This is a genomic window from Gordonia sp. NPDC003425 (genome assembly GCF_053588635.1).
In genome coordinates this window covers 359,653-371,450 of the sequence record NZ_JBSFQI010000002.1, presented here as the reverse complement: position 1 = coordinate 371,450, position 11,798 = coordinate 359,653, and the positions used below count along the sequence as shown (strand labels likewise).

Sequence of the window (11,798 nt, the reverse complement as noted above, 5' to 3'; positions counted from 1 at the left end):
CGTCGTCGATAGCTGTTCAGTCGCCCGAGGGTTCCGGTTCTCGTCCCCGGCGTCACCACAGAACGGATCAATACGATGAAAGTCCTTGGATTCACCCGTCCACGTCGGCGTGGGTTGTCCCGCGTCGCACCAGTGCTCCTCGCCGCGGGAATCGTGGCCGGCGCGGGCGCTGGTGCGTTGCTGGCCCCGCCCGCCTCGGCAGATCCCCAGAGTGAGGCCCAAACGGCGATCAATGGTCTTCTGCAGAAGATCGACGCCGGTCACGCCGATCGTGGCTTCAACAGTTCCGGTCTTGGCGCCAGTACTTCCGGAGTGGAGGCGGTGGGCGACGGTTTCCGGCAGAACTTCTCCGGGGGCTCCATCTTCTGGTCGGAAGCGACGGGCGCGCATGTGATCTACGGCGCGGTGAACGCCAAGTACGCCGAGGAGGGAGGTCCTACCGGATCATTGGGCTTCCCGACCGGTGACGAGACCGCCGGACCGTTCAAACCGACGAGCCGGATGGCGCCCTTCGCGGCGGCCGACAAGCCGGTGATCTACTGGACGCCGAGTGACGGAGCGTGGGTGGTGCGTGGCCCGTTCAGCGCCGCTGTCGGCAAGCTGGGCGCCGAACTCGGTGCTCCGACAGCCGATCTCACCACCGACGGGAACGTGCTGACCCAGCGCTTCGCGGACGCGACGCTGAGTTACGACAAGTCCACCGGTGCATGGACGTCCACACCTGATGCCTCGCTGGCGGCGAAGCTGTCGGGCATCGCCGTTCCGGGAATGACCGCGCCGACCGTCGGCGCCCCGACGATGACCGCGCCGACGATGACCGCGCCGACGGTGGCGGCTCCGAGTGTGAACACCGGCTCGTCCGGGATCTCGCCGTGGTGGTGGCTGCTGCTCCCGTTGGCGCTGCTGCTGCTCGGTCTGTTGTGGTGGCTGGGTTCGCGGCGCCGCCGCACCACCCTGCCGACCGGACGAAGACTACACTCTGACGATGCCCGTACGCCAGAAGTCCGCGATAACCGAGGCGCAGAGAACGCCACTGATCAGCAGTGAAGGTGTGAATGCCGTGAGTACTCTCGGTCATTCGCCCACGTCTGAAGATTCCTGCGACAGTGATGGTCGCACGAGAAACGAAACCGTCGAGGCGTTGGAAGTCGATTCATCCGACAAAACGGTCTCGGAACGGGAACAATCGCTTCCTGCGGTCGGTGAGTCAGCCGAACCGGAAACGGAGTCGATAGGTGATGCCCGCGACGACGAGATCCCCCTACCCGAAGCCCGACGCCAGGGTTTCTGGACAGCGGGAGGTATAGCGCTGCACGAGGTCGCGGGCCGCTTGCACGGGACCGTCTCACTCGGCGTCGCACAAGCGGCTCCGGATGTCCCTGCCTCGAGCGCGGCCATCTCGGTGTTGATCGACGACTTGCTGGGTGCGGCCGCGTCGGCGGTGGCGATTCCGACGGCCGCGCTGCGTCTCGAGGTCGACTTCATGGCGCCCGTCGCCCGAGGTGAGTCGTTGAGCCTGACCACCTGGATCACGCACTGCGACGAGCGTCGCGTGTACGCCGCCGCTGTGGTGAGCGCGCGGCAGAGGGTCGTCGCGCAGGGCCACGGGGTCTTCTACGGCCACGGAGGCAACGAATGACGGTTACTGCCGAACGGCAGATGGGTGTCCGGGAACCGATCACGACACCCGCCGCGATCGACTACCGAATCCCGAACGGCATTGCGATGGAGCGTATCCACGATCGCCTCTACGGCACGGTGGTGTTCAGTCGGCAACACGAAGGCCGACCGGGATGGACGAACGCCACGGCGGTCGCGGCGCTCCTGACCGAACTGGTACAGGGTGCGGTGCTGCCGCGTCACCTCGACGCCCGTGAAACTCGGCTGGCGGTTGACTATTTTTCCCCGGTGCCCGTGCTCGAACGAATTGCGCTGCGCACGTGGATAACACACCGAGCGGGCCGCGAGATCTCTGCGATTGCCACCATGCACATGGGACCGCGGATCTTGGCACATTGTCAGGGATCGTTTTGCATCGACGACGTTGCGGAGCCAGATGTCGTGTCTCGGTGAGATCGAAGAACTGGAATCGTCCCCGCCCGAACCGCCGGTGAATGGTACGACCTCGGAGACCACCTCGGCGGCCTTCCGCACCACGCCGACCGGCGTTGCCGCAGGGCGCTACTACGGTACTGCTCACGTGGAATGCGATGTCGCCGAAGCTGAGTCGCCGGCGCGAGATGGCGTCGTCTGCGACTTGCTGCTCGAAACGCTCCGCACACCGTTGTCCGCCGAAGGGCTGACGGCGACCGTGGTGGCCATGCAGGTTGAGTTCCTCCAACCCGTACCGTCCGGGGTGCGGCTGGACTACGTTGCGTGGCAGACGCAGCGCCTTGGTCTGCGCGTGACCTCGGCGACGACACTCTACGGCGGCGACTCGGTCTACGCGCAGGGCACCGCCGAATTCCTCATTGACCAAGCCATCTGAAGCGCGATGCCGCCGATCAGACCTCCCAGCTATGGACGGGCTCGCCCTCGTGCATCAGCGCCACGTAGTCGGACAGCATGCCGCGCAGTGCATCTGGGCGTGACTCGCCGGCCTTCTCGCGCGCCAGTACGGAGCGACGCTGCCACACCGACCCGCTCTGCCGTGTCAGGCACCGGCCCTCGATCACCGACATGTACCGCGCCCGCGCTCTGTCGGAGACGCCGTAGGACCGTAAACCCTTGTCGGCCAACGGCAACAGTCGGCGCAGCGTGAGTTCGTCGGGGCGTACCCAGCCGACGTCGGGCCAGTAGAGCTGACTCTCGAAGCCCGCCCGTGCGCCCGAGTGCAGATTCTCGGCGGCGGCGTTGAACGACATCTGCGACCACAACGGCAGGTCGGATTCGACGAGGCCGCGCACCGCGCCGTAGTAGAAGGCCGCGTTGGCCATCGTGTCGACGACGGTGGGTCCCGCGGGCAACACCCGGTTCTCTACGCGCAAGTGTGCGTGGCCGTCGACGACGTCGTAGACGGGTCGATTCCACCGGTACACCGTGCCGTTGTGCAGCCGCAGTTCGTCCAGGGTGGGGATCTCGCCCGCGTCGAGTTGGGCGAGGGGATCGTCGTCGGTCGACACCGGCAGCAGCGCCGGAAAGTACCGGGTGTTCTCCTCGAAGAGATCGAAGATCGTGTTGATCCACCGTTCGCCGAACCACACCCGGGGCCGCACCCCCTGATTCTTCAACTCCAATGGCCGGGTATCGGTGGCCTGTTCGAACACCGGGATGCGACTTTCGTGCCACAGCGCGGTGCCGGCCAGGAAGGGGGAGTTGCCCGCGATGGCCACCTGTAACCCGGCGATCGCCTGTGCGGCATTCCAGTGTGCCGCGAAGTCCTCGGGCGCCACCCGCAGATGCAATTGCAGCGAGGTACAGGCGGCCTCGGGCAGGATCGAATCGGTTGACGTGTGCAGTCGTTCGGTGCCGTGGTCGTCGCCGAGTGGCACCCCGGTGATGTCGAGCTCGATGTCCTCGCCGCGGGCGGCGAAGATCTGCTGATTGAGCAGGTCGTACCGCGGGTTTGTCGAGATCCATTGGTGCGCAAAGTGTTCGGTCCGCAGTGTGGGGAGCATCCCGATCATCACCAGGTGGTTGTCGGTCTGCGCGGCGCGTTTCTCGGCGCGATTGAGTGATGTGCGCAACGCCTGCTCCAGCGAGATGGTGTCGTCAGTGACGAAAGGCCTTGGGGAGACGTTGATCTCGATGTTGAATTGGCCGAGTTCGGTCTGGTAGTCGGGATCGGCGATGGCATCGAGGACCGTCGCGTTGGCCATGGCCGGGTTCATCGCGGCGTCGATGAGGTTGAGTTCGACCTCCATCCCCAACAACGGTTCGGGGGGTCGGCCGTGATCGGTGAACAGGCCGTCGGCCAGCATCCGCGCGATGGCCTCGGTGCCTCGGGACACCTGCCGCCGGAATCGGACCCGGTCGGCGCCGGTGAACTGCTGCTCTGCCACTTCGGCTCCCATGAATCCATGGTGCATGATGGCGAGCATGCCGGCGCGTAAACCCATCGATCCCGCGGAGGTTCGTGCCGCGGTGCTCGATGTGGCGCCGTGGTTGCGCGACGACTCGTTGCCGGTCCCCCCGCGGCCGGCGCTCGCGGCGGCGGTGCGCCTGACCGCGCGCACGTTGGAGGATCTGGCGCCGGGCAACGCGGTCGAGGTGCGGGTGCCGCCCTTCGTCGCGGTGCAGTGCATCGAAGGCCCGCGGCACACCCGGGGTACGCCACCGAATGTGGTGGAGGCGTCGCCGCGTGACTGGCTGCTGATCGCCACCGGGTTGCGCGAGTTCGACGAGGCCGTCGCACACGGCTCGGTCAGCGCGTCTGGTCAGCGTGCGGGCGAGATCGCCTCGGCGTTGCCCATCGTGCGGGTCGGACCGTTGAATGACCCCCGGTAGGACGACGCACCGGACACGTGTCAGTGTGGGCACTCGTCAGGACGGCCAGTCGGCGATCCGATAGCACAACCACAGGGGGAACGGGCTTGCGATGACGTATCAGCACGGGCAGTCGCGGCAGGACAACCTCCGCCGGGCAAGTCGATCCGACGGCCTGGCGAGGCTGGGCTTGTTCGTCGGCATGTTCTTCGGCCTGGCGGCGGTGATCGCCGCGGGCTTTGTGATCGACGACCCGGCGGCGGTGCCCGCGTGGATCGCGTTGCTGATCCTCGGTTCGATCAGTGCCGGGGGAATCGTCGTGGCGCGCACACAGTTCGCCAAGTCCCGCTACCGGGTCACCGTCGCCTATTCGCCGCTGATTCTGACTGGCGCGTTAGTCGGTTTCGCGGTGGTGTTCGGCGGAATCATCGCAGCCTTGCAGGCGAGCGACGCCGAGGCGTCCCGGCCCCTGGGCATGGTGCTGCGTGGAGTGCTCATCTTCGGAGTGCTCGTGATCATCCGTGTGCACGGGGCCAAGGCGACGCTGCTCATGGCGGGCGCGCACGCCATTCGGTTACGCGGGACCACTGCGGTGTGGCCGCAGGTGGCCGGCGTGGTGGTGGTGTCGGGCAGTACACCCGGAACGGTGGAGGTGGGCGTTGCACCCCGGCCCGGTGCGACCCTGCCGTCGATGCCGGTCCGTGCCGGCGAGACCCTGACCGACCTACCGATGCGCGTGGTGATACCCGACTCGCGCCTGGACATGGAGCGCCTTCGCGCCGCCGTTGCCGAATCCGGGCTCGGCGTCGTCGTTCACGACCGGCGGACTCATGCTCCGGCTGTCGCGACCCAGCAGGTCGGGCAGGCACCGCAGTTCGGGCAGGCACCGCAGTACGGGCAGGCACCCCAGCAGTTCGGGCAGGCACCGCAGTTCGGGCAGGCACCGCAGTTCGGGCAGGCACCGCAGCAGCCGCAGTACGGCCGGTCGCCCGCCTACGGTCAGCCGCCCGCGGGGTATCCGCGCCGACCGGATCAAGGGTGGTGAGCGGGCGCCGGCACGCCTGCGGGTGGCACGGGTCACAGCCCGGAATATCCGCGGACGCCGCGCCGCTGCACGAATGGAAATCGGAAGCTACCGGCACGTAAACTCAAGGGCGTAGCCGTAGGCCGCCGATGCGTTGACCCGCCCAGTCTCCAGGGAGCTTGCCGAATGACCGATCTGTCGATCACCAGTCGCAATCTGTTGGCCCCTACCCAGAGCGGCTGCCCGGGAGCGCCGGCGATCGATGAACCCGAGAACGAACCCCGCGAGGAGTGCGGCGTCTTCGGCGTCTGGGCGCCCGGCGAGGACGTCGCGAAACTGAGCTACTACGGTCTCTACGCCCTGCAGCACCGCGGTCAGGAGGCGGCGGGTATCGCCGTCGGCGACGGTTCGCAGGTCCTCGTCTTCAAGGATCTCGGACTCGTCAGCCAGGTGTTCGACGAGCAGACCCTCGGCGCCATGGTGGGCCACGTGGCGATCGGCCACTGCCGTTACTCCACCACCGGATCCACCACTTGGGAGAACTCCCAGCCGATCTTCCGTACCACCGCTGCGGGCACCGGGGTTGCGTTGGGGCACAACGGCAATCTGGTGAACACCGCGGATCTGGCGAGCCGGGCACGCGAACTCAGGGTGCAGAGCACCGCGGCCACCTCCGACTCCGATCTGGTGGGTGCGCTGCTGGCTCACGGAGCCGCCGATTCCACCATCGAACAGGCCGCGATGGAACTGCTGCCCACGTTGCGCGGTGCGTTCTGTCTGACCTTCATGGACGAGCACACCCTGTACGCGGCCCGCGACCCGCACGGAGTGCGCCCGCTGTCGCTCGGCCGCCTCGACCGCGGTTGGGTGGTCGCCTCGGAGACCGCCGCCCTCGACATCGTCGGTGCCTCTTTTGTGCGCGACATCGAGCCCGGCGAGTTGCTGGCCATCGACGCCGACGGTGTGCGCAGCAAGCGTTTCGCCGAGGCCACCCCCCGCGGTTGTGTGTTCGAGTACGTCTATCTGGCCCGGCCCGACAGCGTGATCCATGGGCGGTCGGTGCACTCGACCCGGGTGGAAATCGGGCGGCGGCTGGCGCGCGAACATCCCGCCGAGGGCGATCTGGTGATCCCGGTGCCCGAGTCGGGTACGCCCGCGGCCGTGGGCTTCGCCCAGGAGTCCGGCATTCCCTACGGCCAGGGCCTGATGAAGAACGCGTACGTCGGTCGCACGTTCATCCAGCCGTCGCAGACGATCCGTCAGCTCGGTATCCGGCTCAAGCTCAATCCGCTCAAAGAGGTGATCCGGGGCAAGCGCCTGGTGGTGGTCGACGACTCGATCGTGCGCGGTAACACCCAGCGCGCCCTGATCCGGATGCTGCGCGAGGCCGGCGCCGCCGAGATCCACGTGCGCATCGCGTCGAGCCCGGTGCGCTGGCCGTGTTTCTATGGCATCGACTTCGCCTCACCCGCCGAGCTCATCGCCAACGGCATGGATTCCGAGGAACACATGGTGGAGGGTGTGCGCCAAGCGATCGGTGCCGACTCGCTCGGGTACATCAGCATCGACGAGATGGTGGCGGCCACCGAGCAGCCCGCGTCGGCGCTGTGCGCGGCCTGCTTCGACGGCGACTACCCGATCGAGCTCCCCGAGGAGACGTCGATGGGCAAGGCGGTGCTCGAGCAGATGCTGGCCAACACCGCGGTGAGCACGGGAGTGGACCCGCTGACCGTGCCCAACGACAACGTGAGCCCGGTGATGCGGCCCTAGCGTCGCCGGACGTCTCCGGTAGCGTGTGATCCGACCATGGGTCGGGGTCCTGGCCGGACCGCGCCCGCCCAGAATGTGACGAAGGGTGCACCGCCAGATGCCCGAGCAGGATTCGGCTGCCGACGATCGTGACCCCACGCCTGGTGGGGCCTCATACGCGGCCGCGGGAGTCGATATCGACGCCGGTGAACGCGCGGTGGAACTGTTCGCCCCACACGCCAAGCGGGCATCTCGACCGGAGGTGATGGGCGGGCTTGGCGGATTCTCCGGGCTGTTCGCGCTCAAGGGCAACTATCGTGAACCCCTCCTGGCTGCGGCCAGCGACGGTGTGGGTACGAAACTCGCTGTCGCGCAGGCGATGGGAAAGCATGACACCGTCGGACAGGATCTGGTCGCGATGTGCGTCGACGACCTCGTGGTGTGCGGCGCCGAACCGCTGTTCCTGCAGGACTACATCGCCATCGGCAAGGTGATTCCCGAGGTCGTCGCGGAGATCGTGTCCGGGATCGCCGACGGCTGCGTGGCCGCCGGATGCGCGCTGCTCGGCGGAGAGACGGCCGAGCATCCCGGCCTCATGCAGGCAGATCACTACGATCTGTCCGCGACCGCGGTGGGCGTGGTGGAAGCCGATCGGGTGCTCTCACCGGAGAAGGTCCGTGCCGGTGACGTCGTCGTCGCGATGGGATCGTCGGGTCTGCACTCCAACGGGTATTCGCTGGCGCGCAAGGTGCTCCTCGAGTGGGGTCACATGGACCTGTCCGGCCATGTGGAGGAGTTCGGCCGCACCCTTGGTGAGGAACTGCTCGAGCCGACGCGGATCTACGCGCGGGACTGTCTGGCGCTGGCCGCCGAGGCCGATGTGCGCACCTTCGCCCACGTCACCGGCGGTGGGTTGGCGGAGAACCTGGCCCGGGTGATCCCGGACGGGCTGGTGGCCGAACTCGAACGCAACACGTGGACGCCCGCGCCGATCTTCGCGATGATCGCGCAGCGGGGTCGTGTGCCGCAGGCGGAGATGGAACGCACCTTCAACATGGGTGTCGGCATGGTGGCGGTGGTGGCACCCGAGGACACCGACCGCACACAGGCCGTGCTCACCGCCCGCCACGTCGACAACTGGGTGCTGGGAACCGTCAAACGCTCACCGGAACCCAAGAATCACAGCTTGCCGCGCGTGACTCTCACCGGAGAACATCCGCGCTTCTGAGCGACCGATGGTGGCCATGCTGCCCGGGAGCACCGGGGGGCATGGCCACCATCGAGCAAGAATCAGACTGCTCGTGTGAGTGTCGACACCTGGAATGGTGTGCGAGTCACCGCAGAGACGTGGACGCGCGCGTCAGGCGCGTCGCCACTCCTCGTCATCGGTCCACTCGTCCGCCGGATCCGGGCGGTCAGCCGAATCGTCTACTCCGGACAGCTCGCGCTGGAGGCTGTCGAAGTCGGTATGGGGAGTGGAGTACTTGAGTTGACGAGCAACTTTCGTCTGCTTTGCTTTCGCCCGGCCGCGGCCCATATGGGACCCCCTCGCACAATGACGGGGCGGCCAATCGAGTGGCGGCCCCGTTCTCTAGGTAGTGAATCTGTCGTGGGGACCAGTTTAGCGCGCTCTTCCAAATTCTGTGGATTGCGGTGCTCGCGCCGCGCCGGGAGCGAAGCGAGCGGGCGGAATTGTTACCGCGCCGGGAGCGAAGCGAGCGGGCGGAATTGAGTACCGCGCCGCGCCGGGAGCGAAGCGAGCGGGCGGAATTGAGTACCGCGCCGGGAGCGAGGTTCACCGCTGAGCGGTGCGCAGCTTCTTGGACGCCTCGCGGCGCACCTTGGGGGCGAGATCGGTGCCGGCGAGAAGCAGTTGCAGCGCGTCGGCGTCGGTCCCGGTGATGAGGTGACGCACCCGGACCCCGTGCCCGGGCCGGTGCATCACCCGGATGGTGTCGCCGGCGCCCACCGTGCCGCTGTGCAGAACCCGCAGATAGGCGCCGACGTCGGCGCGGTCCATGAACCGTTTGATCCACCGGGGTTCCCCGGCCCATGCGGCGAACGTGGTGCACGGGATGCGGGGGATCGTGGTCTCCACCACCAGCCCGTCGTCGCCGATCTCCCAGCGTTCGCCCACCAGGGCGTCGGTCACCGGCAGTCCGCTGACGCGCAGGTTCTCGCCGAACCATCCGTAGGGCAGGTCCCGGCCGAGTTCTTCGGCCCAGCGCCGCGCCTCGGCATCGTCGTAGGCGTAGACGGCCTGGTCGAGGCCGCCGTGGTGTTTGGTGTCGCAGACGTGATCGGTGCTCAATCCCTCCGGCCCCACCGGCACGCGCCCGTCGTGCGCCCGTTTGTCGATGGCGCTGATGCCGACCCGTCCGCCCAGGTCGACGTCGTGTTCGGTGGCGCAGACGGCGAGTACGCGGCCTGTCTGTGCGCCGGTCATACGGTGCGGCTCGGCTCGTCGGGGTTGCGGAGGCGGTCGATCGCGGCCCGGCCGGCCTGCACCCGGTCGTCGTCTCGTACCGAGTCGGGATCGATGCGCGCGGCGATCGGGTTGGGGCTGCCGACCAGCAGGTCGACGTCGGCGCCGATCCCGCGTTTGACGAGTGCGAGTGCGATGGGGCCGAGGTCGAAATGGTCGACGACGGTGCCGACGCGGCCGGCGGTGCGTCCGCCCGCGACGACCGGATCCCCCGGGGTGGGGCGGTCGTCGGCGCTGCCGTCGAGGTGCAGCAGCACCAGCCGACGCGGCGCTTTGCCTAGGTTGTGGACTCGGGCGACGGTCTCCTGACCGCGATAGCACCCCTTGTCGAGGTGTACGGCACCGAAGACGTCGGGTCCGCCGATCCAATAGACCTCGTGCGGGATGGTGCGTTCGTCGGTGTCGATGCCGAGCCGCGGGCGCAGTGCGGCGACCCGCAGCGCATCGAACGCCCACGTCCCGGCGGGCTGGGCGCCCGCTTCATGCAGTGCGTCCCACCAGCTCGTCAGCAGGAAGTCGGGGACCACGAGGTCGACCACCGGCAGCGGGTCCCCGCCGTGCGGACCCTGCGGCAGCGGCGGCATCATCCGCCAGAAGCCGAGTGGCTCGTCCTCGTGATGGGATTCGGGCAGATCACCGGCGGTGTACGGCAGCGCGTTCGGGTCGAGTTCGATGAGTTCGGCGATCGGTCCAGGCACCACGTCGGACCCGATCAGGGTGAGCACCGCCATGTCGTGACGCGCGGCCGGCGACACGTCGGACCAGAACACCATCTTGGTGAGGAAGTCGAGGAGCGTCTCACCTCGTTCGCCGTGGGTGTCGATCCAGGTGACCTCGTCGACGTCGGTGAGCACGAAGTGTTCCTCGACGCGGCCGTTCGCGTCGAGTGACAGACTCTCGGCGCCGGTGCGGTCCGGCAGTTCACTGACGTGCTGACTGCAGATGGTGTGCAGCCAGGAGAGGCGGTCGCGTCCGGGGACCTCGATGACGGCACGGTCGGAGCGGTCGATGATCACGGCACCCGTGGTGGCTGCGCGTTGTTCGCCGAGCGGATCGCCGTAGTGCCAGGCGACCGTGGTGCGGGCCGCCGTGCGGGTATCGGGCACCGCGCCCGCGCCGGAATGGCTGGTCAGAATGGGTGATGCGGCCACGGTCCGATTCTACGCACCCGACTCCGATAGCCTCGTCGGCATGTCGGACTCGATTGTGGTGACCCTCGACGGCGACGTCCTCGACCCGGATGCGCCGTTGCTGTTCGCCGACGACCTGGCCGCGGTGCGCGGCGACGGGATCTTCGAGACGCTGCTGGTGCGCGGTGGCCGCGCGCGCTGCGTCGAATACCACCTCGAGCGTCTGGCCCGCAGCGCCGCCATGCTCGACCTGCCCGAGCCCGATCCCGCCCGGTGGCGTGCGGCGATCGAGATCGCGGCCAAACAATGGACCGCCTCCGCGCCGCACGGCGCCGAGGCCGCGCTCCGGCTGGTGTGTTCGCGCGGCCGGGAGAGCGCGGGAGCCAACGCGGTACCGACCGGCTATCTCACCGTGTCGCCGGTGTCCGACCGGGTTGCGTCCGCCCGCGCCGACGGTGTTTCGGTGGTGACCCTCGACCGCGGGTACTCGATCGACCTCGCAGCCGCCGCGCCGTGGCAGCTCCTGGGTGCCAAGACCCTGAGTTACGCAACCAACATGGCCGCCCTGCGGCATGCCGCCGCCGAGGGATTCGACGACGTCATCTACCTCAGCAGCGAGGGTGCGGTACTCGAGGGGCCCCGCTCGACGGTGATCGCCGTCTTCGACAAGACACTGGTGACGCCTCCGACGGAGATCGGCATCCTGCCAGGCACCACGCAACGGGCCACCTTCGCACTCGCCGAGAAAGAGGGATGGCAAACCCGGACACGGGTGCTCCGTCCCGCCGACCTGATCGCGGCCGACTCGTTCTGGCTGGTCAGCAGCGTCACCCTGGCGGCTCGGGTCACCGCGCTCAACAGATACGTGACGCCGGTCCCACAACATGCTGACGAATTTGCCGATCTCGTCGACCGGGCGATTTGCGGTGATTCAGAATAGGCTGGTCCGGGGTTTTCGTTATGCGAACTTCCCGAACGACGTGAG

13 protein-coding genes are annotated in these 11,798 nt (G+C 67.8%); 9 read left to right on the top strand and 4 right to left on the bottom strand.

What is annotated here, in order from left to right; all coding sequences use genetic code 11:
* The first annotated feature begins 75 nt into the window (after positions 1-75).
* The 4 genes from ACWDTD_RS04250 (at position 76) to ACWDTD_RS04235 (ending at position 2,488) form a co-directional block, all read left to right on the top strand.
* Positions 76-1,047, top strand: coding sequence for an LGFP repeat-containing protein (locus ACWDTD_RS04250; protein WP_449745801.1), 972 nt, complete (start codon positions 76-78; stop codon positions 1,045-1,047).
* Positions 1,048-1,402: 355 nt separating this feature from the next.
* Positions 1,403-1,639, top strand: a complete 237-nt coding sequence (locus tag ACWDTD_RS04245; RefSeq protein ID WP_449745800.1) for a hotdog domain-containing protein — start codon at positions 1,403-1,405, stop codon at positions 1,637-1,639.
* The gene (locus ACWDTD_RS04240; RefSeq protein ID WP_449745799.1) at positions 1,636-2,073 is read left to right on the top strand and encodes a hypothetical protein; all 438 of its coding nucleotides are present in this window, start codon (positions 1,636-1,638) and stop codon (positions 2,071-2,073) included. The genes ACWDTD_RS04245 and ACWDTD_RS04240 overlap by 4 nt, the downstream gene beginning before the upstream one ends.
* The gene (locus tag ACWDTD_RS04235) at positions 2,057-2,488 is read left to right on the top strand and encodes a hypothetical protein (protein WP_449745798.1); all 432 of its coding nucleotides are present in this window, start codon (positions 2,057-2,059) and stop codon (positions 2,486-2,488) included. The genes ACWDTD_RS04240 and ACWDTD_RS04235 overlap by 17 nt, the downstream gene beginning before the upstream one ends.
* Positions 2,489-2,504: 16 nt before the next feature.
* Here the strand turns inward: ACWDTD_RS04235 and ACWDTD_RS04230 are convergent, their stop codons facing one another.
* Positions 2,505-4,013, bottom strand: a complete 1,509-nt coding sequence (locus ACWDTD_RS04230; RefSeq protein ID WP_449745797.1) for a glutamate--cysteine ligase — start codon at positions 4,011-4,013, stop codon at positions 2,505-2,507.
* Positions 4,014-4,038: 25 nt separating this feature from the next.
* Here ACWDTD_RS04230 and ACWDTD_RS04225 point away from each other — a divergent pair, with 25 nt between their 5' ends.
* The 4 genes from ACWDTD_RS04225 to purM all read left to right on the top strand — a co-directional run bounded on the left by ACWDTD_RS04225 (position 4,039) and on the right by purM (position 8,426).
* On the top strand, positions 4,039-4,446 hold the full coding sequence (locus ACWDTD_RS04225) for a sterol carrier family protein (protein WP_449745938.1): 408 nt from the start codon (positions 4,039-4,041) through the stop codon (positions 4,444-4,446).
* Between the two features lie 91 nt (positions 4,447-4,537).
* Complete coding sequence (locus ACWDTD_RS04220) at positions 4,538-5,470, top strand: hypothetical protein (protein WP_449745796.1); 933 nt, start codon at positions 4,538-4,540, stop codon at positions 5,468-5,470.
* A 165-nt stretch (positions 5,471-5,635) separates the two neighbouring features.
* Positions 5,636-7,219 carry an amidophosphoribosyltransferase gene (gene purF / locus ACWDTD_RS04215; protein WP_449745795.1) on the top strand — a complete coding sequence of 528 codons (1,584 nt, stop codon included), beginning with the start codon at positions 5,636-5,638 and terminating at the stop codon, positions 7,217-7,219.
* Between the two features lie 97 nt (positions 7,220-7,316).
* Positions 7,317-8,426, top strand: coding sequence for a phosphoribosylformylglycinamidine cyclo-ligase (gene purM, locus ACWDTD_RS04210; protein WP_449745794.1), 1,110 nt, complete (start codon positions 7,317-7,319; stop codon positions 8,424-8,426).
* Positions 8,427-8,558: 132 nt separating this feature from the next.
* On the opposite strand, the gene ACWDTD_RS04205 is transcribed toward purM, so the two are convergent.
* The 3 genes from ACWDTD_RS04205 to ygfZ form a co-directional block, all read right to left on the bottom strand.
* The gene (locus ACWDTD_RS04205) at positions 8,559-8,735 is read right to left on the bottom strand and encodes a DUF3073 domain-containing protein (RefSeq protein WP_449745793.1); all 177 of its coding nucleotides are present in this window, start codon (positions 8,733-8,735) and stop codon (positions 8,559-8,561) included.
* A gap of 258 nt (positions 8,736-8,993) precedes the next feature.
* Positions 8,994-9,644 (bottom strand): MOSC domain-containing protein, encoded by a 651-nt coding sequence (locus ACWDTD_RS04200; protein WP_449745792.1) that lies wholly within the window; start codon positions 9,642-9,644, stop codon positions 8,994-8,996.
* Entirely contained in the window at positions 9,641-10,834 is a 1,194-nt protein-coding gene (gene ygfZ / locus ACWDTD_RS04195; protein WP_449745791.1) for a CAF17-like 4Fe-4S cluster assembly/insertion protein YgfZ, read from the bottom strand. Before ygfZ ends, ACWDTD_RS04200 begins: the two co-directional genes overlap by 4 nt.
* A gap of 40 nt (positions 10,835-10,874) precedes the next feature.
* On the opposite strand from ygfZ, the gene ACWDTD_RS04190 reads away from it, so the two are divergent.
* Positions 10,875-11,753: an aminodeoxychorismate lyase gene (locus ACWDTD_RS04190; protein ID WP_449745790.1), complete on the top strand. Its 879-nt coding sequence runs from the start codon at positions 10,875-10,877 to the stop codon at positions 11,751-11,753.
* The last annotated feature ends 45 nt before the right edge of the window (positions 11,754-11,798 follow it).